Consider the following 23499-nt stretch of genomic DNA (forward strand, 5'->3'; position numbering starts at 1 on the left):
AGTGGCGCGCCGCAGATGCCTCCCCTGCTCCGACCTCCCGTCGCACCGACTTCCCCCGGAGATGACCACCGCGTGAGCGACCCCATTCCCTTCCAGCCCCGGCAGACCGCACCAGCTCCGAAGGAGACCCCGGCCGAGGCCTTGATCGACGAGCCGGAGAAGCTCGGTCCCACGGGCCGGCCGATGCCGCACCTGCCCGAGCCGGCGCCGGTCACCACCCACGGTGGCGCCCGGGTGATCTCCATGTGCAACCAGAAGGGTGGGGTCGGCAAGACCACCACCACGATCAACCTGGGTGCCGCGCTGGCCGAGTTCGGTCGCAAGGTGCTGCTGGTCGACTTCGACCCCCAGGGCTCGCTCTCGGTCGGGCTCGGGCTGAACCCGCACGAGATGGAGCTCTCCATCTACAACCTCCTCATGGAGCGTGACGTCACCTACGACGAGGTGGTCGTGCCGACCGGCGTCGAGGGCATGGACCTCCTGCCCTCCAACATCGACCTGTCCGCCGCCGAGGTCCAGCTGGTGCACGAGGTGGCCCGCGAGCAGACCCTGTCGCGCGTGCTGGCCCCGGCCCTCGAGAAGTACGACGTCATCTTGATCGACTGCCAGCCGTCGCTCGGCCTGCTGACCGTCAACGCGCTGACCGCCTCCGACGGCGTCATCGTGCCGCTCGAGTGCGAGTACTTCGCGCTCCGCGGCGTGGCCCTCCTCAAGACCACCATCGACAAGGTGCAGGAGCGGCTCAACCCGAAGCTCGAGATCGACGGCGTGCTCGGCACCATGTTCGACGGCCGCACCCTGCACAGCCGCGAGGTCATGGAGCGACTGGTGCACGCCTGGGGCGACACCGTCTTCCACACCGTCATCCGCCGCACGATCAAGTTCTCCGACTCCACCGTGGCCGGTGAGCCGATCACGACGTACGCCTCGTCGTCCGCCGGCGCCGAGTCCTACCGGCAGCTGGCCAAGGAGGTGCTGGCGCGTGTCTCGACGGGTGAGCCTGCCCGCGGCTGACGACCTCTTCCGGCCGACCTCGGCCGCCGCCGGTGACACCCGGGACGCTGCTCCGGCGCGGACCTCCGGGCCGAAGGCGGTGCCCGACGTCCAGCCGGAGGCCTCGGCGGAGCCGGCGCCGCGGAAGCCGAGTGGTCGGATCCGTCACGACGAGAAGATGACGGTCTACGTCACCTCCGACGAGCTGCTCGACATCGAGCACGCCCGGCTGCTGCTGCGGCGTACCCAGGGCCTGGCCGTCGACCGGGGCCGCCTGGTCCGGTCGGCGATCGCGATCGCGCTGGCCGACCTGGAGGAGAACGGCGACGACTCGATGCTGGTCACCCGCCTGAGGGAGTCGTGAGCGAGGCGGACGCCGTGGCCGTGGCGCCTGGAGAAGGTGAGGTCACCCCGGCCTTCGCCGTCCACCTGGCGAACTTCGAGGGCCCCTTCGACCTGCTGCTCAACCTGATCGCCAAGCACAAGCTCGACGTCACCGAGGTGGCACTCTCGACGGTCACCGATGAGTTCATCGCCTACGTCAAGGCAGGCGGTCCGGTCTGGGACCTCGAGCAGACCACGTCGTTCCTGCTCGTCGCCTCCACGCTGCTCGACCTGAAGGCCGCCCGGCTGCTGCCCCAGGGCGACGTCGAGGACGAGGAGGACCTCGCCCTGCTGGAGGCGCGCGACCTCCTCTTCGCCCGGCTCATGCAGTACAAGGCGTTCAAGCAGGTGGCCGGTGTGCTGGAGCAACGTCTGGCGGGGGAGTCGCGCAGGTTCCCGCGTGCGGTGGGCCTCGAGGACCGCTTCGCGACGCTGCTGCCCGAGGTGCTGATCGGCATCGGGCTCGAACAGTTCGCCCGGCTCGCGGCCAAGGCACTGGCCCCCAAGCCGGTGCTCGAGGTCTCGCTGCAGCACATCCACGCCGCCAAGGTGTCGGTCAAGGAGCAGGCCGCACTCGTCATCGAGCGGGTACGCCGCACCGGCACGATCACCTTCCGCGCGCTGTGCGGCGACTCACCGGACACCCTGACCACGGTGGCCCGTTTCCTCTCCCTGCTCGAACTGTTCCGCGAGGGCGCGGTCGGCTTCGACCAGATGACCCCGTTGGGTGAGCTGACCATCCGCTGGACCGGGGACGACGACGCCGAGATCGAGATCACCGACGAGTTCGACGGGGCGCCGCCGGTCGATGACCCCGCCCCCGTCGAGAGCTCCGCGCAGCCCGAACCCCCGTTGGTCGACGACGCCGCGCAGCCCGAACCCCCGCTGGTCGAGGAGGTTGCCCTGCAACCGTCTCGAGACCACTCCGACGCATCCGACCCGAACGAGGACGACGCATGACCGACGAGACCGGTGCCCCGGTGAACGAAGCCGAGCAGACCGAGGCGGAGACCCCCGCCGAGCCGACGATCGACGCCGACACGGCGACCGAGGCCGATGCTGCGCCAGAGGCTGACCCGGAGACGTTGGCCGTCCCGGTCACCGAGCTGCGCCCGTCGCTCGAGGCGATCCTCATGGTCGCCGACCAGCCGCTCGACCTGGTCACCCTCGCCTCCTCGGTCGGCTACCGGGTCGAGGAGACCGGGCAGGCGCTCGCCGGCCTCGCCGCCGAGTACGACGAACAGGGTCGCGGCTTCGAGCTGCGCAACGTGGCCGGCGGTTGGCGGTTCTACACCCGCGACGAGTTCGCCGCGGTGGTCGAGGCGTTCGTCCTCGAGGGTCAGCAGGCGCGCCTGACGCAGGCAGCGCTCGAGACCCTCGCGGTGGTTGCCTACAAGCAGCCGGTGTCCCGGGCCCGTGTCTCGGCGATCCGGGGAGTGAACGTCGACGGCGTCATGCGCACCCTGCTGACCCGTGGCCTGGTCGAGGAGGCCGGCCAGGACGGCGAGACCGGCGCCAACCTCTACCGCACCACGACCTACTTCCTCGAGAGGATCGGCGTCACCGACATCACCGACCTGCCCGAGCTCGCGCCGTTCCTGCCGGACATGGCCGACATGGAGGACGACCTCGCTGCACTCGCCGGTGGCAGCGACGAGGCCGTCGCCGCAGTGGCCGTCGAGACCTCAGGGGAGGCCCCGGCCGACGAGTCAGGCGACGACGAGTCAGGCGGCGACGAACCGTCCAGCGACGACACCGCGGTCGACGAGCCGGTAGGCGACGAGGGCGCGGCCGACCAGGTCGCGACCGACCAGACACTGCCGGCCGACACGACCGCCGCCTCCGACGAGCCGGTCCGACCGTGAACGACGACGCAGCGGACGACGGCCTGGTCCGTCTCCAGAAGCACCTGGCCCAGTCGGGTGTGGCCTCGCGCCGCAAGTGCGAGGAGATCATGCTCGCCGGCCTGGTCGAGGTGGACGGCGAGGTGGTCACCCGCCTCGGCACCAAGATCGACCCGCGCACCGCGGTGATCCACGTCGACGGCAAGCGGCTCCCGCCGATCAGCCCCAACGTCTACCTCGTGCTGAACAAGCCCCGCGGCATCGTCTCGACGATGTCCGACCCCGAGGGACGCCCCACCCTGAGCGACTTCGTGGCCGATCGTCCCGAGCGACTGTTCCACGTCGGACGGCTCGACACCGACACCTCCGGGCTGATCCTGCTCACCAACGACGGCGACTTCGCCCAGCGCGTGGCCCACCCGTCGTACGAGCTGCAGAAGACGTACGTCGCAGAGGTCGAGGGCGAGGCGACCAAGGACACCATCGCGCAGCTGTTGGCCGGCGTCACCCTCGACGACGGCCCGGTCGAGGTGTCGCGGGCGCGCATCATGCGCACCGGACAGGGCGGCGCCAAGGGCCGCAGCATCGTCGAGCTCACCATCCACGAGGGACGCAACCGGATCGTCCGCCGACTGCTCGACCACCTCGGCCACCCGGTGCGCAACCTGACCCGCACCGCCATCGGTCCGGTGCTGCTGCAGACCCTCAAGCTCGGCAAGCTCCGCGAGCTCACCGCCGACGAGCTCGGTGAGCTCCTCGACGCGGCCAAGCTCTAGAAGGTCAGCGCGGAACATCCCAGTCACCAGGTGACTGGGATGTTCCGTGTTGCTCGCGCGGCCCGTCGGCGTACCGTCGTGGACATGCCTGCACCGGTGCTCGCGCCGTACGTCGCCTCGCTCGTGGCGTACGACGTGACCACGCCCGAACCGGGCATCCATCGCGGGCTCCCGTCGCCGACGCTGACCTTCGTGCTGCCCGTCGACGAGCCCCTCGCGGTGTCGTGGGCGGGAGAGCCGGGGTCACGGACCAGCGGCTGGTCGTCGGTGTCCGGGCTGCACGACCGTCCGGCGCACATCCACCACGGCCGTCGCCAGGCCGGAATCCAGCTGGCGCTCACCCCGCTCGGGGCGCGGGCCCTGTTGGGCGTGCCGCTCGGCGAGGTGGCCAGAGCGCTCACCGGGCTCGACGAGCTCGGTCCAGACCTGCCGCTCGTCCTCCGCCGGCTCCCCGAGCAGGTGAATGGGCTCGCCGACCCGCGTGACCGTGTGCGCCTGGTCGAACGGTGCCTGGTCGAGGCGCTGGCCGCCACCGAAGCACCTGCGCCCCGCGCCGAGGTGGGGCATGCGCTGGCCCGGCTGACCCGAGGCGTCCCGGTGCACGAGGTCGCCGACGAGACCGGCTGCTCCCGGCGCCACCTGACCACCATGTTCCGGGCCGAGTGCGGCGTCACGCCCAAGGTGTTCCAGCGCATTGCGCGTTTCTCGGCCAGCCGTGAGCGTTGGGTGGCAAGCCTTGCCGCGGGTGCCGGCTCGCTGGCCGACCTGGCTGCGACATGTGGCTACGCCGACCAGTCCCACCTGACCCGTGAGTGGAACGCGTTGGCCGGTTGCACCCCGTCGGACTGGGCGCGCGAGGAGTTCCCATTCGTCCAAGACACCGGGGTCGACGACGCGGCAACCTGAGGGTCCGACGACGACGAAGGAGCCGATGATGACCTCAGCAGCCGACATCAAGCACTGGCAGACCCTGACCCTGCAGGACCCCGAGCGGATGATGCAGTGGCTCGGTGCCATCGGGTTCACCGAGCACGCGACCTACCGTGACGACAAGGACCCGACGACGGTGGTCCACGCCGAGTGGCTGTGGTCCGGCGGCGGCGGGATCATGTTCGGCTCGGTCCGGGAAGACGCCGTTGGTGTGTCCGGTCCGGGCACGGCCGCGTGCTACCTGGTCACCGACGATCCAGACACCCTCTTCGACGCGGCGGTCGCGGCAGGGGCGAGCGTCGTACGACCGATGGTGGACCAGGACTACGGCGGCCGCGGCGGCACGGTGAGCGACCCGGAGGGCAACCAGTGGTCCTTCGGCAACTACCAGCCGAAGTGAGGCCGCGGCGCCCTCCCTCGACCGGTATGGCCTAGCCTGTGCGGGCAAGGATCCGGTCAGGAAAGGACGACATCGTGGCAGTACGAGCCGTGCGTGGGGCCACGCAGCTCGAGGACGACGTACGCGAGCACATGCTCGAGCGCGTCGCCGAGATGGTCCAGGACGTGATGGCGTCGAACGGGCTCGAGGTCGACGACTTCATCTCGGTGATCTTCACCGCCACCGACGACCTCAACTCCGAGTTCCCGGCGTACGCCGCCCGCAGGCTCGGCTTCGACGACGTGCCGCTGATCTGTGCACGCGAGCTCGAGATCGACGGTTCCATGCCGAGGGTCGTGCGCATGATGGCGCACGTCGAGACCGACCTGCCGCGCGCCGACATCACCCACGTCTACCTGCACGGCGCCGCCAACCTCCGTCGCGACCTCACCCGGGTCCGCGAGGTCCCCGACGACACCGGCGCGGATGGCTGACCTGCGCGGTCCGGTCCTGGTGGTCGGCACCGGCCTCCTCGGCACCTCTGTCGCCCTGGCCTGTCGCCGGGCCGGGCTCGAGGTCTACCTGAAGGACGCCTCCTCCGAGCACCTGCGGACGGCGAGCGGGCTCGGTGCCGGCAAGGCGTACGACGGCCAGCCGGTGCAGCTGGTGGTCGTGGCCGTGCCGCCGGACCACCTCGGCAGCATCGTCGCCGACGCCCTGCGCGACACCGACGCGATCGTGACCGACGTGGGCAGCATCAAGTCCCAGCCGCTGGCCCAGGTCGCGGCCGTCGCCCCCGAGTCGGTGGGCCGCTACGTCGGGAGCCACCCGATGGCCGGCAGTGAACGGTCGGGCCCCCTGGCCGCGTCGGCGACCCTGTTCGAGGGCCGGCCGTGGGCGATCGCCGTCCACGACCAGGCCGACGCCGACGCCGTCCGCCTGGTCACCGAGCTGGTGGAGGCCTGCGGGGGAGTGCCGCTGCAGCTGACGCCGCAGGAGCACGACCAGGCCGTGGCCCGCACGTCGCACCTGCCGCACCTGATGGCCTCGCTGGTGGCCGGCCGACTGGTCGACGCCCCCGAGGAGCACTTGGCGCTCTCCGGACAGGGGGTGCGCGACGTGACGCGCATCGCCGCGGGCGATCCGCGCCTGTGGCAGCAGATCATCACCGCGAACTCGGCGGCACTGCTCGGCCTCATCGACGAGGTACAGGGCCGGCTGACCGAGTTCCGCGCGGCCATCTCCGCTGACGAGCGCGGCCCGCTCGGCGTGCTCCTGGCCGAGGGCGTGGCCGGCACCCGGGCCATTCCCGGCAAGCACGGCGGGCCCCCGCGCCCCATGCGCAGCCTGTACGTCGCGGTGCCCGACCACCCGGGCGAGCTGGCCCGACTGTTCGCAGACGCGGGCGAGATCGGGGTCAACATCGAGGACGTGCACATCGACCACGACCCGGGCCGCCCGGTCGGCCTGGTCGAGCTGCTGGTCGAGGTCGACCGCGCCGAGCACCTGAGGGTCTCGCTCGGCGAACGCGGCTGGGACCTGCACAGCTGACCGGCGGCCCAGGCGGGGATGCCGAGTCGAGGATGGCCGGGCCGGGCTGACTCACGGGTAGGCTGCACCCTGCACTTATCGACCCAGCAGGAGGCAGGAACCCGTGAGCAACAACGTCGTCGTCGCGATCGACGGACCCTCCGGGTCGGGCAAGTCGAGCACCTCCCGCGGTGCGGCTGCCCGGTTGGGCCTGCGCTACCTCGACACCGGTGCCATGTTCCGGGCGATGACGTGGTGGATGCTCGAGAACGACGTCGACGTCCATGACCCGCAGGCAGTGGCCGCCCACGCGCTGACACCGCGCATCGAGTCCGGCACCGACCCGCTGGCACCGACCATCACCGTCGACGGCACCGACGTGGCCGTGGGCATTCGCGGCGAGGACGTCACCGGCGCGGTCAGCCCGGTCAGCGCGGTCCCCGAGGTCCGGGCCCGACTGCTCGAGCTGCAACGGGACGTGATCGGCGACGGCGGCATCGTCGTCGAGGGCCGTGACATCGGCTCCGTGGTGTGGCCGCAGGCCGAGGTGAAGCTCTACCTCACCGCCGACCCCGCCGCACGCGCGCTCCGCCGGGCCGCCGAGGAAGGCGGCTCCGACCTGGCCGCCACCGAGCAGTCGCTGCTGGCCCGCGACAAGATCGACTCCGGCAGGGCGACCGCGCCGTTGGTGATGGCCGATGGTGCGCACCACATCGACACCACGCCGTACACGCTCGAAGAGGTGATCAATCAGGTGGTCGCTCTGGTGAGCGCCGCCCGGGAAGGGGTGTGATGGCACGCACACTTCCCGACACCGACGGGGTGGAGCTGCCCCGGACCCTCATGCTGCATGGCCTGCGGCCCCTCGCTCGTTTCCTGATCCGCCGCCGCTTCGGCGTGCGGGTGCACAACGCGGACCTGGTGCCCGCCACCGGACCGGTGATCGTCGCGAGCAACCACGTGGGCGTCGTCGACGGTCCGCTGCTGGCGATCTTCGGCCCGCGGCCGGTGCACGCCCTGACCAAGGTCGAGATGTTCGAGGGCAGGCTGGGTGGGTTCCTGCGTGGAGCCGGCCAGATCCCGTTGAACCGCTTCGCCGCCGACCCGTCGGCGATGAAGGCGTGCCTGGCCGTGCTGCGCGACGGGCGTGCAGCCGGCGTCTTCCCCGAAGGCACCCGCGGACCCGGCGACTTCCGCCGCTTCCACGCCGGAGCGGCGTACCTCGGCCTGGTCTCCGGTGCGCCGATCGTGCCGGTGAGCATGATCGGCACCCGCGAACCCGGCGCCGGCAGCAACGCCCTGCCGCCCCGGGGCAGCACCGTCGACATCGTGTACGGCGAGCCGTACCGTTTCGAGCAGACTCCGTGGCCACGCACCCGGGAACAAGTGAGGCACTCGGCGTTGTTGTTGCGGGAGCACATGATCGCCCGGCTTGACGAAGCGCTGGCCCTCACCGGCCGGCAACTCCCCGGGCCCCTGCCCGTGGGGCAGCAGAACATCGATGACGACCCGCACACCGGTGTGGTCGAACAAGGAGCATGATGAGCGAGTACGACGCGTCCACCGAGGCCGGCCCGGAGATCCTGGGACCGGTGCCGGTGCTCGCCGTGGTCGGCCGCCCCAACGTGGGCAAGTCCACCCTGGTCAACCGCATCATCGGCCGCCGCGAAGCCGTCGTCGAGGACCGTCCGGGTGTCACCCGTGACCGGGTCTCCTACGACGCCTCGTGGAACGGTCGCGCCTTCACGGTCGTCGACACCGGTGGCTGGGACCCCGACGCGAAGGGCCTGGCCGAGCGCATCGCCGGGCAGGCCGAGATCGCGGTGTCACTTGCCGATGCCGTGCTCTTCGTGGTCGACGCGACGGTCGGCATCACCGACTCGGACGAGGCCGTCGTCAAGATCCTGCGCAAGTCGAAGAAGCCCGTCGTGCTCGCTGCCAACAAGGTCGACGACCAGCGCACCGAGGCCGAGGCGTTCGGTCTCTGGAACCTCGGTCTGGGCGAGCCGTACCCGGTCTCCGCGATCCACGGACGCGGCTCGGGCGACCTGCTCGACGCGGTCCTCGAGGCCCTGCCCGAGACTCCCGAGGAGTCGTACGGCGAGGTCGGCGGCCCGCGCCGCATCGCACTCGTCGGCAAGCCCAACGTCGGCAAGTCGTCGCTGCTGAACAAGCTGGCCGGCCAGGACCGCGTCGTGGTCGACAACGTCGCCGGCACCACCGTCGACCCGGTCGACGAGCTGATCACCCTGGGCGGCCGTGACTGGCGCTTCATCGACACCGCCGGCATCCGCAAGCGGGTCAAGGAGGCCTCCGGCCACGAGTACTACGCGTCGCTGCGCACCGCCTCCGCAATCGAGCGGGCCGAGGTCGCCGTACTCGTCGTGGACGGGTCGCAGAGCCTGTCCGAGCAGGACATCCGCATCATCCAGACCGTCCGCGAGACCGGCCGTGCGCTGGTGATCGCGTTCAACAAGTGGGACCTCGTCGACGAGGAGCGTCGCTACTACCTCGACCGCGAGATCGAGCGCGAGCTCGTGCAGGTGCAGTGGGCGCCGCGGATCAACATCACCGCGCGCACCGGCTGGCACGTGGACCGGCTCGTCCCGGCGCTCGACCGCGCGCTCGAGGGCTGGGAGACCCGGGTCACGACCGGCCAGCTCAACGCCTTCCTCGGCCGTCTGGTCGCCGAGCACCCCCACCCGGTGCGTGGCGGCAAGCAGCCGAAGATCCTGTTCGGCACGCAGGCGCAGACCTCGCCGCCCACGTTCATCCTCTTCACCAGCGGCAAGCTGGACGCCGGATACGAGCGCTACATCGAGCGTCGCCTGCGTGAGGAGTTCGGTTTCGTCGGTACCCCGATCGAGCTGTCCGTGCGACCCCGCGAGAAGCGCAAGCGCTGATCGAAGGCGAACGCCCTCCTGGATCGTTGGTCGAGGAGGGCGCTCGCGTTCTTCGTTGGTCGAGGAGGGCACTCTGCGCCCGTCTCGAGACCATCTGCTGCTACATGCCCGGCACGTAGCCCGTCACCTGGTCGACCTGTGAGGCACCGACGATGAACGCATTGCCGTCGAGCCTTGCTTCGCTGACCCCGGCAGCAGCCGGAAGGTGGGACTTGGCGTTGACCGCGCCGTTGAGCAGTCCGAGTGGACCGCACCCGGTGGCGGCCGGCACGGCGAAGGTGTTGTCGACCAACCGCTGACCCTTGAGCTCGAGCACGGTCACGCCCAGGTCCGGAGCGGTGACGGTGCCGTTGGCGCCGGTGATCGGCTCGACTCCCTCCGGGGGAGTCGTCGTTCCGCTGGTCAGGTGCAGCACGAACGGTGCGTCCGGCGCGCCGATGGTGCAGTGGGGGCCGAGCAGGTTGTTCTTGAGCTCGACGTAGACCGGCAGGTCCATCCGGAGGTTGGCGCCCAGTTTGAACGTCGGAGTGCCGGCGAGGTGGACGACAGCCTTGATGTCGGTGATTCCCGGGAGCAGCCCCTCCAGTTGGGCGACGCCCAGCACCCCACCCGGGACGTTCTGGTCGGGGCCGGAGAGGGTCATGCCGTCGTTGGCGAGCACGAACGCGGGCCCGGTCGGGGTGATGCCCAGGCCGCCCTGGACGTTGACGCCCTCGGTGAGCGTCACGACGGTGGAGCCGAGCTTGAACGTGCCGCCGCGTCCCACGGAGGCGATGCAGGTGCTCGTGGTGGCGCCGGTGTCGGGGTTGGTCACCACACCGACCGGGCAGTACGCGAACGGGTCCGGATGGAGGTCGCCGTCGTCGGCCTGTGCCGTCGGAGTGCCGGACAGGCTGGTCATCGCGAGTGCGGCGGCGGCCACCGCGTACGACGTACGTCGGCGCAGCATGGTGTGGCGGATCGAGCGCATGAGGAGGGTCCTTCCCGAGGTGAGTGGATGTCCCCACCGAGCCCGGTGCTCGAGACCCTCCCGTGCTGCAAGCAAGAGGCGCAGTGGTTGGGAACTGGCTTAGCAGTTGCAGAATCCAAGTGTCAACGAATTTCGGTGCGACGAGGATGGACCCTGATTCCGTGTTCGCCGCCGGGCTGCGGTAGGGTTCCACTCGCTCCACGGCGTGAGTCGCGGGGCTTCGGGCTGTAGCGCAGCTTGGTAGCGCACTTGACTGGGGGTCAAGGGGTCGCAGGTTCAAATCCTGTCAGCCCGACCGGAGAAATCGCCTCTGTCCTGCGGAGAACGCAGGACAGAGGCGGTTTTTGCGTTTCTGGCCGACGCACAGCGCGATCGCACGACGGCCCGCATTGGGGCCGATGCCGCAAAACATGCCGCAGACCGTTCGGCCATTCTCGGGGTGACCACCTGACCGGACCCGCCCAAACCGTAGCGAGTATCCCCGCGGACCTACATCCAGGTCGTCGAGGGCGAGTTCTCCCGATCGGCGGTGACAACTCGGCAGTCACAGATCCTTCAGTCTCGGCGCCACCGGTCGTAGGCACTTTCCGCATCGGGCCCAGAAAAGCGAGGCGGCAAACACAAAAAAGCGACGTCACCCTCTTGACATGATGCGCGTCACAGGCCGACGATCGACTCCACGGGGTTGGTAATCGACTTGGAGGAGTCCACGTGCAGGCTCGAAAACTGATGGCAGCCGTTGCCGCGACGACGCTCACGATGTCCTTCGCGGCGTGCGCCACGCGCGACGGCGATGCGGCCAATGACAATGAGATCGTCATCGGGCTGGTGGCTCCGACTTCGGGATTCGCCGCCGACTACGGTCCCGAAGCAGCGCAGGGCGTGGAGCTCGCGCTCGACAAGTTCGGCAGCGAGGCCGGTGGCGAGAAGGTCTCGGTGGTCAAGGTCAACGAGGACGTGCTCGACCCGTCCCAGACCCTGGAGCGGGTGAAGAAGCTCGTCGAGTCCGACGGTGCCGACGTCGTCGTCGGACCGATCTTCGGCTCCAGCCAGCAGGCAGTGTCGGCGTACCTCGACCAACAGGGTGTTCCCATGTTCACCCTGCTCGGTGGCGACGTCGCCCTGGCTGGCGGCGACGGAAGCGGGTTCATCTGGCCCGGGGCGGACAAGAAGACGGCGGCTCCGCTCGGTACCTATGCGGCCGAAGAACTTGGCTACAAGAAGATCGCGACCCTCGGACCCGACTACGCCTACGGCCAGAACGCGATCGCCGGTGTCGCGGACGCGTTCAAGTCAGCCGGCGGTGAGGTCTCCCAGCAGCAGTGGGTTCCGCTCGGGACCACGGACATGCTGCAGTACGCCACGAAGCTCGACCAGGACGTCGACGCGCTTGCCATGTGGCTGGTGCCCAACGATGCTGCGGCGTTCGTCCGCGAGTACCGCAACCTCGGGATCAAGGTCCCGTTGCTGATGTTCCAGGGCGTCTTCGACCCCACCTATCAGAGCATCGGCGACGAGCTCTCCGGTGAGATCGGCCTCAACGAGTACAACCACCTGCTCGACTACCCGGAGAATGCGGCCTTCACCAAGGCGTACGACGCCAAGTACCACGGAATTCCGAACCAGACCGTCGCCTTCGCCTACACGGTCACCGACATCTTCCTGACCGGTGCCGACGAGACCGATGGAGACACGTCCGTCAAGGCACTCCGCGAGGAGCTCGACGGGAAGGTGTTCGACACCGTCATCGGCCCGGCGTCGTACGACGCAGACGGCGTCGCCGCGTCCAACCGCACGGTGGTCAAGGCGATCAAGGACGGCAGTCGCTACGAGTGGGAACCCGTGAAGACCTACGAGAACGTCGGACACTGACATGCAGATCATCGCAAATGGGATCTCGCTCGGAGCGGTCCTGTTCCTGATGGGATCAGGTCTCGCCCTGCTCCTGGGAGCGATGGGCGTGCTCAACCTGGCCCACGGGGCGGTCTACATGGTGGGGGCGTTCGTCACCTCGACCCTCGCCGTCGACCAGGGCTACCCCCTCGTGGTCGCGATCCTGGGTGCGGCAGTGATCTGTGCGGCGCTCGGGCTGGCGCTGGAGAGGCTGTTCCGCTTCATCCCCGGCAGACCGAATGAGCAGATACTCATGTCGTTCGGGTTGATCTACGTGTTGGCCAACCTGGCCCAGTGGATCTGGGGCCCGATCGCCAAGGCACCGTTCCGGATCAGCTGGCTCGAGGGCGCCGTCCAGATCGGCGGAGTGTCGGTGCCGGCCAACCGGTTGGCCATCGCTGTCGTCGGATTCGCGATCGCGCTGATGCTCTGGCTGGTGCAGGACCGTACCCGGGTCGGCGCCATGGTGCGTGCCGGCATGGACGACGCGGAGATGACCAAGGGCCTCGGCATCAACCTCGACCGGGTGGTCCTCGCCGTGTTCGTGCTGGGCTCCGCGGTCGCCGGCATCGCCGGTGGCATGGGCGGCCTGGTCCTGGGGGCGAACACGAACCAGCCGATGGAGGTTCTCCTCATGGCACTGGTCGTGGTCGTGGTCGGCGGCATCGGCTCGGTGCCCGGCACTCTCGTCGCGGCGTTGGTGATCGGCCTGCTCGACGCCTTCTCGCGCGACCGGTTTCCCGAGATGTCCTCGGTCATGCTCTACCTGCTGATGGCCGGAGTGCTCGTGCTGCGGCCGACCGGCCTCAGTGGAAGGACGGCCTGACATGACGACCGTGTTCACCCAGCTGCGCCGCAAGGTGCCGGTCCTGGTGCTCCTGATCGGCGCTCTCGAACTGCCGTTCCTGCTCTCCAGCCAGCAGGAGAGCCTGCTCACCCGGGCCCTGATCTTCGCCATGATGGCGGCAAGCCTCGACCTCGCCTACGGTCAGGCCGGGCTCTACAGCCTCGGTCACGCCGCACTCGCCGGTGTGGGCGGCTACACCGCCGGGCTCTTGATGGTGCGCTACGGCCACGAGTCGTTCTGGTACCTCATCGTCGCCGCCGCCCTCGCGTCCGCGCTGGCGTCGCTGGTCTTCGCCCTCGTCTCGCTCAGGGCTCGCGGGCTGTACTTCATCCTGGTCACGCTGGCGCTGGGCCAGATGGTCTCGAACCTCGCCCAGCAGTGGGACTTCCTCAAGACCGCGCAGGCCGAGGCCGTCACCGGCATCTACATCCCTTCGCTCGGTCTCGGCGAGGACTGGCACTCGGGCACGCTCTACCAGTTCGTGCTCGTCCTCACCGTGCTCGGACTGTTCACCATCCAGCGGATCATCGGCTCGCCGCTAGGCCTGGCCTTCCGGGGGAGTCGAGACAACGAGGTCCGTATGGAGGCCCTCGGGTACGACGTGTGGCGCTACCGTGTTGTCGCGATCGTCCTGTCCGGCACCCTCAGCGGAGTGTGTGGTGCCCTGTTCGCCTTCCAGAGCGGGCTGATCTCGCCCACCAACATCGGTGTCGCCACGTCGGGGCTGCTGGTGCTGATGGCGATCATCGGCGGCTCCGGCACGAGGTACGGCGCCTTCATCGGCGGCATCCTCGTCACCTTGCTCCAGTTCTACGCCAACCAGTGGTCGATGGAGCGCGCCCCGATGATCATCGGCGGGCTCTTCATCGTCACCGCGCTGCTGCTCCGGTTCCGACCGAAGGTCGCCGGCGCGTTGCGCTCCCTCACGAGAGGACGGGTCTCCCATGCCGTTGCTTGAGATTGATGCAGTCGGACGGACGTACGGCGGAGTGCACGCCGTACAGAACGTCTCGTTCAACGTGAAAGCCGGCGAGTGGGTCGGCGTGATCGGCCCCAACGGAGCCGGCAAGAGCACGCTGTTCAACATCCTCGGGGGCCAGGTGAAGGCCTCGAGCGGTCACGTGCGACTGGCCGGACGCGATGTCACACGACTCGCCCCGCACCGCCGCTACCGGGCCGGGATCTCGCGCTCCTTCCAGATCTCAAGCCTGTTCCCTGACCTCACGGTGCGTGAGCACCTGACCCTCGCGTGCCGTCAGAACCACCGATGGAGCATGGTCCGCGGCTGGCGCGGCGACCGGGTCCTCGCGGCGCGCGTCGACGAGCTTCTGGACACGTGGGACCTCGGTCGCAATGACGGCGTGGAGCTGCCCGCAAACATGTCGTACGGCGCACAACGGCGGCTCGAGCTGGCGATCGCCGTCTCGGCACAGCCCAGCCTGCTGCTTCTCGACGAGCCGAACGTCGGGCTGACAGCCTCCGAGTGCGGCGACCTGCGAGACCGCGTCGCGGAACTGGGCCCGGAGACCGCGGTCATCTTCGTCGCGCACGACATGGACATGGTCATGGGCTGGTCCCACCGCATCCTCGTCATGCACCAGGGGCAGCTCGTGGCCGACGACACCCCGGAGGCGATCGCCCGCAACGCGTTCGTGGAGGAGGTGTATCTCGGTGCAGAACCCATCGTTGCTTGAGATCAAGGACCTGCGCGGCGGGTACGGCGGGGCGCCGGTGCTGCACGGCATCGGGCTCACGGTCGAGTCCGGTTCGGTGACCGCGCTGCTCGGGCGCAACGGCATGGGCAAGAGCAGCACCATCCGGGCCATCATGGGTCAGCTGCCACGCTCCTCGGGCGCAGTGCGCCTGGCGGGCCGGGACATCTCCGAGCTGGGCCCGCACAAGCGCGCGAGGCTCGGCATCGGTCTGGTGCCCGAGTCGCGCCAGGTGTTCCGCAGCCTCACCGTGCGCGAGCACCTGGAGGTGGCGGCCAGGCGGCCGGCGTCGGGAACCGGATGGACCACGGACCGGTTGATGGACCTCTTCCCGGTGCTGCGCAAGCGCTCGAAGGCGTTCGGCAACAACCTCAGTGGCGGCGAACAGCAGCTCCTCGTCATCGCCCGCGCGCTGAGCACCAATCCGTCCCTGCTGCTCCTCGATGAGCCGACGGAGGGACTGGCTCCCTCCATCGTCAACGAGATCGCCGTCCTGCTGCGGCAACTGACCCGCGAGGCCGATGCCCCGGCCATCCTTCTGGTCGAGCAGAACCTGCGATTTGCGCTCTCGGTCGCCGATCGTGCAGTCGTCCTGGTCAGCGGCGAGGTGGCCTACGATGGCAGCGCCGAAGATCTCTCGGGCCGGCGCGACGTGCAACAGAGCCTGATCGGAGTCGGAGCCGCGTGAACCTGCCCGCCACGCTCGTGGCCGCCCGGGCCGCACTGGACTCGGGCGAGCTGACCTCGGCCGCGCTGCTCGAGGCGGTGCTGGAGCGCTCGGCGGTGCACGAACCCGCGATCAGGTCGCTGGTCACCGCCACCGTCGACCTGGCTCGTGAGCACGCGGCCAAGGCCGATGCCCGGCTGGCTGCGGGGGAGTCGGGTCCGCTCCTCGGGATCCCCGTCGTGCTGAAGGACCTGATCGACGTCGCGGGCCTCGTGACCACGGCCGGCAGCCGGGTCCTCGAGAAGAACGTGGCTCACACCAACGCCACGGTGTGGAGCCGGCTGGAGCAGGCAGGCGCCGTCCTGGTCGGCAAGGCCAACACCCACGAGTTCGCGTACGGCGGGACCACCGAGCCGACCCGCAATCCCGCGAATCCCGAACGCATCGTCGGCGGCTCGTCCGGCGGACCCGCGGCGGCCCTGGCTGCCGGACTCTGCCTCGGTGCCGTCGGCACCGACACGGCGGGCTCGATCCGCATTCCGGCGAACCTGTGCGGGGTGGCCGGCTTGAAGCCGACCCGTGGGCTGGTGCCGACCGACGGGATCGTGCCACTCTCCCCGACCCTTGACGTGGCCGGCCCGATGGCACGTTCGGTTGCGGACCTCGACCCGCTGCTACGGGTGCTGGCCGGCCTGGCCGGCGGGCCAACGCCGCAGCGGGTGCCGCGCACTGTCGGCGTCCTCGCCGGTCTCGGACGATCGGCGGCCTCGGTCGATGTCGCCGTCTCCTCGGCTGCCGACGCGTTCGGTGATCTCGGCGCGCGGGTGATGGAGGTGCGGCTGCCCGGAATCGAGGCCAGTGTCGGTGACAACTTCACCATCATCGGCCACGAGGCGAGTCGCTTCCACGCCCGGTGGGCGAATCGCGCCGACCTCTACACGCCGTACGTCCGAGCTCGGCTGGCCGCAGCGGCCCTGGTCACCGACGGGCAGTACGACGCGGCGCGTGCGTCGGGTATGGCGTTCAGTGACGAACTCGACCAACTGCTCGACACGGTCGAGGTCCTGCTGCTCCCGGGAGTGCCGTTCCCCGCGTCACCGGCGTACGACGAGCAGGTGCAGGTGGCAGGCGAGTGGGAGGACCGCGACACCGCGCTGTGTCGCAACACGGCCTTCGCCAACCTGGCCGGGCATCCGGTGCTGGCGATCCCGGCCGGCCTGGACGAGGGGCTGCCCGTGGGTGTGCAGCTCGTCGGGCGTCGGGGGAGCGACCTCGATCTCATCGCGATCGGTGCCTCGCTCGAACCGCTGCTTCCCGACGGGCTCCCGCCGCACCTGCGCTCCCTCTAGGAGGAGGCGACCCGGTGGTCGTCGGGACCGAAGAAGGTGACGAACCATGTGTGAGCCACCGTGCGAGCCGCGTCATCGAGGTCGACCTCGGAACCGTGCAGCTTGTGCTGGGCGTACCAGACGTAGGCCGACTGCTCGACCATGCACGCCACGGACTCGGCCGCCAGCGCGGCGTCGACGCCGTTCACCTCGGTGATGCCATGGACGTTCTTGAGCGCGGTGACGAAGCGGTCGATGTGGCGGTTGCGCATCTTCCACCAGAAGTCGCGGAACCGGTCTTCGACGTGGGCAGCCTGGATGAAGGCCCGCATGACGTCGCGTTGCTCGCTGTAGTGCCGCAGGTAACCCTTGTTCGACTCGACCAGCGCCTCATAGGGGTCGGTCTTGAAGTCGTGGTCGGTGGCAGTGCTCGCCTGGAAGAGCTCTTCATGGAGGTCGGCGATGACCTGGCCGAAGAGGTCCTCCTTGTTGGCGAAGTAGCGGTAGAGCCCACCCATGGAGATCTCGGCCTCCTGCGCCACGTCGGACATGCGGGCGCTGACGTAGCCGTCGCGGGCGAACACCACACGGCCCGCGTTCACGAGATGGTCGCGGGTGCGCCGGCCCTTGGGGGTGGTGGGTTCTGCGGACACTGGCATGTGCGGGCTCCCGAAGTGATCGTCTTGGCCTGTGTGGACCCGAGCATAACGTAAAGCGACGTGAGCAAAGAAAAAAAGCGACATCACTCTCTTGACAGGAGATGCAGACCGTTGGACGATCGACCTGTGACCCAGACAGCAACGCCTCTCCAGCTCGGCGCAGAGCACCCGCTCGCCGACGACTACCGCCGCAACGGCTGGTGGCCGGGTGAGCAGCTCGCCGACCGTTTCGACCGCCTCGTCGAGGCCGACCCGACCCACCTCGCACTCGTGGACGACCGTGGCCACGCGCTGACCCGTCGCGAGCTCTCGAGTCGGGCGCGCCTGATGGCCCGCGGCCTGGTCAGCGCCGGTGTGCAGGCCGGAGACGCCGTGCTGATCTACCTGCCCAACAGCGTGGAGTGGCAGGTGTCGCTGCTCGCCTGCCTGCAGATCGGCGCCGTGCCGGCGACGCTGCCGATCAGCACCGACTCCCGGACCCTGCGCCATGTCCACGAGCTCATCGGCTCCCGCGTGATCATCGGCGCCCACACCAGCCGCAACCGGCCGACCGGTGAATGGGCCCGCGACGCGGCCGTCTCGTGCGGCTGGGCGACCAGCGTTCTGCTGGTCGACGACGACGGCGCGGAGTTCTGGACCTGGGCACAGGGGGAGCGGCGTGCCCCCGTGGTTCCCGCCGGCGTCGACCACCTCATGTTCACGTCGAGCACGACGGGCATGCCGAAGGCCGTCATGCACACCGCCGACACCATGGCCGCCGTCAACCTGGGCTTCGCCCGGCGTTTCGGGATCACCGAAGAGACCCCCATCTTCATGCCGTCGCCGCTGGGCCACAGCGTCGGCGCGTGGCACGGCGGCCGACTGTCCCTGTTCACGGGTGCCACCCTCGTGCTCCAGGACCGCTGGGACCCGGTGCGTGGCCTCGAGCTCGTCGACGAGCACCAGTGCGTGTTCACCGCAGCCGCGACTCCGTTCCTCAAGGACCTCGTGGATGCCGAATGGCCGGCTGGAAAGGCCAAGCTGGCCAGCCTGACCAGCTTCCTCTGCGGCGGTGCCCCGGTGCCGCCGAGCCTTCTCGAGCAGGCCGCCGAGCAGGCCCCGCACACTCTCGTCACCGTCCTGTGGGGCATGACCGAGGGCGCCGGAACGACGGGCACGGCCGACAGCACGCCCGAGCAACTGACCAGCACCGCTGGCATCCCGCTGCCCGACCTCGAGCTCCGCATCCTCGAGCCCGACGACAACGGGGTCGGCGAGCTGGCCATGCGTGGGCCCGGGGTCTTCGTCGGCTACCTCGGGCAGGAGGAGATGTACCGCAGCCTGCTCACCCCGGACGCCTTCTTCCGCACCGGTGACCTGGCCAGCATCGGCGACGACGGCTACCTCCGCCTGACCGGGCGGCTGAAGGACCTCATCATCCGCGGCGGCGTCAACATCTCCCCGGTGCCGATCGAGAACGCGATCGCGGCTCACCCCGACGTGCTCCGGGTGGCGGTGATCGGCGAGCCCGACGAGCGCCTCGGCGAACGCATCTGCGCCGTGATCGTGGCCAGGAACCTCCCGCCGACCCTCGACGAGCTCGTGCGCTGGCTCCGTCGAGCGGGAGTGTCCGACCGCAAGCTTCCGGAGTCCCTGCGCGTCGTCGACGAAATGCCCGTGACCGCCGCAGGCAAGATCCGCAAGGTCGACCTTCGCCGCATCCTCGAGGAGCACGCATGACAGCCACATCCACCCGAACCATCGGCGACATCGACGTCGAGTGGACGGAGGCCGGCTCCGGCCCGCCCGTCGTGCTCGTGCACGGGCTTGCCGAGGGCAAGGAGACCTGGGCCGTGCAACAGCGCGACCTGGCCGACGTACACACGTTCGCCTACGACCTGCGCGGTCACGGTGGCACCACGGTTGGCGACGGCGACGCAACGCTCGAGCAGCTGGGGCGCGACCTGCTCGGCTTCCTCGAGACGGTCACCGGCCCGGCCACGGTCGTCGGGTTCTCCCTCGGTGGCACCGTCGCCCTCTGGGCCGCTGCCGAGCGCCCCGACCTGGTCACCCACGCGATCGTGCTCGGTACGTCGTCCGTGGTCGGTCGCGCCGCCACCGGCTTCTACGCGAACCGGATCGCGCAGGCCGCGGACACGGCATCCGCCGAGTTCCGTCACGGAATGCGCGAGGACACCGCCGCGGCTCTGGCGGTGGCCCACGACCAGCTCGACCAGGTCGTCGCGGAACGGCTGCGCGTGGTCGGCGACGGGCGTGGCTACGCCAATGCCGCGCAGGCAATGGCCGGTCTGAACGCCGCACCGCTCACGCCGCGCCTGGCCGACATCAAGGTGCACGTCGACGTCGTCGGCGCCACCGACGACACCTTCTGCCCTCGCAAGGCCGCAGACATCATCACCGAGGCCCTGGCCGACGTGACCTACACCGAGATCCCGAATGCGGGACACCTCATGAACATCGACAACCCGGATGCCGTGACTGCCGTCATGCGCACTGCCCTCTCTGGAAGGAACTGAACACCATGGACCGCTGGGGACTCTCGATGGGCGTCAGCCCGCGCGAACCACTGACCAACGTGACCGACCTGGCCAAGGAAGCCGAGGCCAAGGGCTTCGAGGCGATGTGGTTCATCGACTTCCAGCTCGGCATGAAGGACGTGTACGCCGCGATGAACATCGCCGCGCTCGCCACGGAGAACATGCACATCGGCTCGGCCGTCACCAACCTGCTCACGAGGCACCCCACGGTGACCGCCAACGCGACGGTTGCCCTCGACGAGCTGAGCAACGGCAACGCGATGCTCGGCCTCGGCGCAGGCTGGTCCGCGGTGTACGGCGCCGGCGGCCAGCCCTCGAAGCTCGGCGACCTCTCGGCCGGCATCGACGAGTTCCGTCGACTCTTCACCGGCGAGGAGCAGGACCTCTACGGCACCAAGGTGAAGCTGGCGACCGCAGGCAAGCAGATCCCCATCTACCTGGCCGTCTCCCAGCCCGGCATGCTGCGGCTCTCGGGTGAGAAGTGCGACGGCGCGATCCTGATGGGCGGCGCCGACCCCGAGTTCGTCGAGTGGCAGCTGAAGTACATCTACGAGGGCCTCGAGAAGGCCGGTCGCGACCGCTCCGAGATCGTCATCGACCTGGTCGTCACGATGAGCGTGGACGACGACGAGGAGCAGGCGCTCTCCGACGTGCGTGCCTGGGCGACCAGCCAGGCCGCGACGTTCGACGTGTGGAAGCACATGCCGCCCGCCTGGGAGCGCTTCCGTCCGGAGTTCGCTGCGGCCAACTCCGGCTACCACCTGGTCGAGCACCTCTCGCGGCACGCAGGCCACAAGCAGGTCGTCAGCGACGAGTTCGTGAAGTCCGTCGCGCTGGCCGGCACCGCCGACCAGTGCGTGGCGCGCCTCAAGGATCTCTGCGCCCTCGACCTCGACCGGATCACGTTCGCCCTGCTCTCCGGTGGCCGCAAGCGCCGCATGGAGCAGTTGGCCACCGACATCATTCCCGCCGTCAACGCCTGACCGTCCAGGACAAGGAGAGCACCATGACCGAGCACAAGGTCGCCGTCGTCACCGCTGCCGCCGGCGCCGGAATCGGCGCAGCCATCACCCGACGGCTGGCCGCCGACGGATTCGACGTGGTCGTCACCGATGCGCACGAGCGCAGGTGCAAGGAGCTCGCTGACGAGCTGGCCGGCGAGCACGGACGACCGTTCCTGGCCATCCCGCTCGACGTCACCGATGCGGCAGCGATCGAGCAGTGCATGAACACGGTGGTCGCCGAACGCGGTCGCCTGGACGTGCTCGTCAACAACGCCGGCTGGTCGAAGATCGAGCCCGTCGCCCAGATGTCGCTCGAGACCTGGCAGCGCTGCCTCGACGTCGACCTGACCGGCACCTTCCTCGGCATGCGGCACGCACTGCCCCACATGATCGAAGCCGGCTCAGGCGCGATCGTGAACATCAGCTCGATCGCCGCCTACGAGACGACGGCCGAGCACGGGGCGGCGTACTCCGCGGCCAAGGCGGGCGTCAACGCACTCACCCGGGTCGCCGCGGCGGAGAACGGCAAGCACGGTGTGCGGGTCAACGCGATCACACCAGGGCTGATCTACAACGACTTCCTGCGCAAGATCTACCCTGACGAGTTCTTCGACGGCTACCTGCAGGACAAGTCGAAGCTGGGCCGGATCGGGCAGCCGGACGACATCGCCAACCTCGTGGCCTTCCTGGTCTCCGACCAGGCCGGCTACATCACCGGAGAGGTCTACGGCGTCAGCGGCGGGGTCCACCCCCATGGCTGACGAGGACTTCTGCCGGTGGTCGGCGGCCGAGCTGGTCTCGGCGTACCGCCGGGGCACGGTGAGCCCGGTCGAGGTGACCACCACGTTCCTCGACCGCATCGACAGGTACGACGTCGAGTTGAACGCGTTCGTCGAGGTCACTCGTGACCTGGCCCTGGCACAGGCTTCGGAGGCGGAGAGACGGTACGCCGACGGCGGGCCGCTGGCCCCGCTGACCGGGGTGCCGGTGTCGATCAAGGACGCCTTCCACATCGAAGGTGTGGTGACCACCCTCGGCTCGCTCGTCCATCGCGACCAGGTGGCCAAGACCGACTCCGGTGTGGTCCGGCGACTGCGCGCGGCCGGGGCAGTGTTCACCGGCAAGACCAACACCGCCGAGTTCGGCCAGTCGGCCACGACCGACAACCTGCTCGGCCCCGACACGGCGAATCCGTGGGACACCACACGGACACCGGGTGGTTCCAGCGGCGGAGCCGCAGCCTCGGTGGCGGCCGGCCTCTCGACCCTCGCGGTCGGGTCGGACGGCGGCGGGTCGATCCGCATCCCCGCGGCCTTCGCCGGCCTCTACGGCCTCAAGCCCAGCGCCGGCGTGGTGAGCGACGAACGTGGCTTCCGCGCAATGACCGACTTCGTCAGCGCCGGCCCGATGACCAACACAGTGGCCGACGCACGCACCATGCTGGGCGTCCTGGCGGGCCGCACGTTCCTGCCGGCGGTGCCCCGCACCGGGCTCCGGATCGGCTACTGCGCCCACCCCGAGGGGCGCCCGGTCGATCCCGGAGTCGCGGGGGTCATCGCGAAGACTGCGCACATCCTCGAGACCCTCGGACACCACGTCACCGAGATCGACCTCCCGGTCGACGGCTGGAACGACGTGTTCGGTCCGCTGGTCCTCGACGACGAGCACCGTGAGCGCGGGCATCTGCTGGCCCAGCATGCCGACCAGCTCACCCGCTACGAGCGGTCGGCGCTGCGGGCCGCGCTCTCCCTCGACCCGTCGGCCGCACTGCGGGCCAACGAGCTGCTGCCGGTGTTCCGCCAGCGGATCGACGACCTGCTCACGACCTACGACGTGGTGCTGACTCCCGCCGTCGCCGTACCGGCCTTTCCCTTGGGGGAGAGGCCCGCCACGATCGACGGACACGAGGTCGACCAGCTCTGGGGGGCGTTCCCGTTCACGGTGCCCTTCAACGTGGCGGGCGTTCCCGCCGCCTCACTGCCGTGCGGCCTGGTCGACGGGCTTCCCGTCGGCGCCCAGCTGGTCACCCGGGCTGGCACCGAACAGCTGCTGCTCAACATCTCCGAGCAGCTCGAGCAGGCGGTCGAGTTCGACCGCACCCGACTCGTCGAGCGGTGGTCGTCGGCCCGGGTCGGGGCCTGAC

Annotated in this window: 25 protein-coding genes and 1 tRNA gene; 24 read left to right on the forward strand and 2 right to left on the reverse strand. The window is 69.5% G+C overall.

The window, feature by feature from the left end; translation table 11 throughout:
- Window positions 1-15 precede the first annotated feature (15 nt).
- The 12 genes from ASD66_RS22845 (at window position 16) to der (ending at window position 9739) form a co-directional block, all read left to right on the forward strand.
- Entirely contained in the window at window positions 16-1014 is a 999-nt protein-coding gene (locus ASD66_RS22845) for a ParA family protein (protein ID WP_082564033.1), read from the forward strand.
- Window positions 983-1357, forward strand: a complete 375-nt coding sequence (locus tag ASD66_RS22850) for a hypothetical protein (RefSeq protein WP_056892386.1) — start codon at window positions 983-985, stop codon at window positions 1355-1357. The genes ASD66_RS22845 and ASD66_RS22850 overlap by 32 nt, the downstream gene beginning before the upstream one ends.
- Window positions 1354-2337 carry a segregation and condensation protein A gene (locus ASD66_RS22855; RefSeq protein WP_082564034.1) on the forward strand — a complete coding sequence of 328 codons (984 nt, stop codon included), beginning with the start codon at window positions 1354-1356 and terminating at the stop codon, window positions 2335-2337. The genes ASD66_RS22850 and ASD66_RS22855 overlap by 4 nt, the downstream gene beginning before the upstream one ends.
- Entirely contained in the window at window positions 2334-3242 is a 909-nt protein-coding gene (gene scpB / locus ASD66_RS22860; protein WP_082599693.1) for an SMC-Scp complex subunit ScpB, read from the forward strand. Before ASD66_RS22855 ends, scpB begins: the two co-directional genes overlap by 4 nt.
- Complete coding sequence (locus tag ASD66_RS22865; protein WP_056686182.1) at window positions 3239-3997, forward strand: pseudouridine synthase; 759 nt, start codon at window positions 3239-3241, stop codon at window positions 3995-3997. Before scpB ends, ASD66_RS22865 begins: the two co-directional genes overlap by 4 nt.
- Window positions 3998-4081: 84 nt before the next feature.
- Window positions 4082-4903: a helix-turn-helix domain-containing protein gene (locus ASD66_RS22870; protein WP_056892486.1), complete on the forward strand. Its 822-nt coding sequence runs from the start codon at window positions 4082-4084 to the stop codon at window positions 4901-4903.
- 28 nt (window positions 4904-4931) lie between these two features.
- A complete protein-coding gene (locus tag ASD66_RS22875) occupies window positions 4932-5327 on the forward strand; it encodes a VOC family protein (RefSeq protein ID WP_056686770.1) in 396 nt (131 codons plus the stop codon).
- A 74-nt stretch (window positions 5328-5401) separates the two neighbouring features.
- Entirely contained in the window at window positions 5402-5800 is a 399-nt protein-coding gene (gene aroH, locus ASD66_RS22880) for a chorismate mutase (protein WP_056686185.1), read from the forward strand.
- On the forward strand, window positions 5793-6857 hold the full coding sequence (locus ASD66_RS22885; protein ID WP_056892387.1) for a prephenate dehydrogenase: 1065 nt from the start codon (window positions 5793-5795) through the stop codon (window positions 6855-6857). Before aroH ends, ASD66_RS22885 begins: the two co-directional genes overlap by 8 nt.
- A gap of 103 nt (window positions 6858-6960) precedes the next feature.
- Window positions 6961-7629 carry a (d)CMP kinase gene (cmk, locus tag ASD66_RS22890; protein WP_056686191.1) on the forward strand — a complete coding sequence of 223 codons (669 nt, stop codon included), beginning with the start codon at window positions 6961-6963 and terminating at the stop codon, window positions 7627-7629.
- A complete protein-coding gene (locus ASD66_RS22895) occupies window positions 7629-8378 on the forward strand; it encodes a lysophospholipid acyltransferase family protein (protein ID WP_056892388.1) in 750 nt (249 codons plus the stop codon). Before cmk ends, ASD66_RS22895 begins: the two co-directional genes overlap by 1 nt.
- Complete coding sequence (gene der, locus ASD66_RS22900) at window positions 8378-9739, forward strand: ribosome biogenesis GTPase Der (RefSeq protein WP_056686197.1); 1362 nt, start codon at window positions 8378-8380, stop codon at window positions 9737-9739. The genes ASD66_RS22895 and der overlap by 1 nt, the downstream gene beginning before the upstream one ends.
- Window positions 9740-9839: 100 nt before the next feature.
- On the opposite strand, the gene ASD66_RS22905 is transcribed toward der, so the two are convergent.
- Window positions 9840-10709, reverse strand: a complete 870-nt coding sequence (locus tag ASD66_RS22905; protein WP_056686200.1) for a hypothetical protein — start codon at window positions 10707-10709, stop codon at window positions 9840-9842.
- Between the two features lie 221 nt (window positions 10710-10930).
- On the opposite strand from ASD66_RS22905, the gene ASD66_RS22910 reads away from it, so the two are divergent.
- From ASD66_RS22910 to ASD66_RS22940, 7 genes are all read left to right on the forward strand, one after another.
- Window positions 10931-11004 (forward strand) — tRNA-Pro (locus ASD66_RS22910).
- 434 nt (window positions 11005-11438) lie between these two features.
- Window positions 11439-12581, forward strand: coding sequence for an ABC transporter substrate-binding protein (locus ASD66_RS22915; RefSeq protein WP_056892389.1), 1143 nt, complete (start codon window positions 11439-11441; stop codon window positions 12579-12581).
- Between the two features lies 1 nt (window position 12582).
- Window positions 12583-13428, forward strand: a complete 846-nt coding sequence (locus ASD66_RS22920) for a branched-chain amino acid ABC transporter permease (protein WP_056686206.1) — start codon at window positions 12583-12585, stop codon at window positions 13426-13428.
- Window position 13429: 1 nt separating this feature from the next.
- Entirely contained in the window at window positions 13430-14407 is a 978-nt protein-coding gene (locus ASD66_RS22925) for a branched-chain amino acid ABC transporter permease (RefSeq protein ID WP_056892390.1), read from the forward strand.
- Window positions 14394-15143, forward strand: a complete 750-nt coding sequence (locus tag ASD66_RS22930; protein WP_082599694.1) for an ABC transporter ATP-binding protein — start codon at window positions 14394-14396, stop codon at window positions 15141-15143. Before ASD66_RS22925 ends, ASD66_RS22930 begins: the two co-directional genes overlap by 14 nt.
- On the forward strand, window positions 15121-15849 hold the full coding sequence (locus tag ASD66_RS22935; protein ID WP_200950169.1) for an ABC transporter ATP-binding protein: 729 nt from the start codon (window positions 15121-15123) through the stop codon (window positions 15847-15849). The genes ASD66_RS22930 and ASD66_RS22935 overlap by 23 nt, the downstream gene beginning before the upstream one ends.
- Window positions 15846-17177, forward strand: coding sequence for an amidase (locus ASD66_RS22940; RefSeq protein WP_056892392.1), 1332 nt, complete (start codon window positions 15846-15848; stop codon window positions 17175-17177). Before ASD66_RS22935 ends, ASD66_RS22940 begins: the two co-directional genes overlap by 4 nt.
- Here ASD66_RS22940 and ASD66_RS22945 read toward each other — a convergent pair.
- Entirely contained in the window at window positions 17174-17815 is a 642-nt protein-coding gene (locus ASD66_RS22945) for a TetR/AcrR family transcriptional regulator (protein ID WP_200950170.1), read from the reverse strand. The two genes, ASD66_RS22940 and ASD66_RS22945, sit on opposite strands and share 4 nt — an antisense overlap.
- 126 nt (window positions 17816-17941) lie before the next feature.
- On the opposite strand from ASD66_RS22945, the gene ASD66_RS22950 reads away from it, so the two are divergent.
- Genes ASD66_RS22950 through ASD66_RS22970 form a run of 5 tightly spaced genes read left to right on the forward strand, consistent with a single transcriptional unit; the run spans window position 17942 to window position 23498 of the window.
- A complete protein-coding gene (locus ASD66_RS22950) occupies window positions 17942-19534 on the forward strand; it encodes an AMP-binding protein (RefSeq protein WP_056892393.1) in 1593 nt (530 codons plus the stop codon).
- On the forward strand, window positions 19531-20331 hold the full coding sequence (locus ASD66_RS22955; protein WP_056686229.1) for an alpha/beta fold hydrolase: 801 nt from the start codon (window positions 19531-19533) through the stop codon (window positions 20329-20331). Before ASD66_RS22950 ends, ASD66_RS22955 begins: the two co-directional genes overlap by 4 nt.
- 5 nt (window positions 20332-20336) lie before the next feature.
- Window positions 20337-21335, forward strand: a complete 999-nt coding sequence (locus tag ASD66_RS22960; RefSeq protein WP_056686232.1) for an LLM class flavin-dependent oxidoreductase — start codon at window positions 20337-20339, stop codon at window positions 21333-21335.
- Window positions 21336-21358: 23 nt separating this feature from the next.
- Window positions 21359-22117 carry an SDR family NAD(P)-dependent oxidoreductase gene (locus tag ASD66_RS22965; RefSeq protein ID WP_056686235.1) on the forward strand — a complete coding sequence of 253 codons (759 nt, stop codon included), beginning with the start codon at window positions 21359-21361 and terminating at the stop codon, window positions 22115-22117.
- The gene (locus tag ASD66_RS22970) at window positions 22110-23498 is read left to right on the forward strand and encodes an amidase (RefSeq protein WP_056892394.1); all 1389 of its coding nucleotides are present in this window, start codon (window positions 22110-22112) and stop codon (window positions 23496-23498) included. The genes ASD66_RS22965 and ASD66_RS22970 overlap by 8 nt, the downstream gene beginning before the upstream one ends.
- Window position 23499 lies beyond the last annotated feature (1 nt).

It is taken from the genome of Nocardioides sp. Root151 (assembly GCF_001427925.1).
Lineage (GTDB): Bacteria > Actinomycetota > Actinomycetes > Propionibacteriales > Nocardioidaceae > Nocardioides.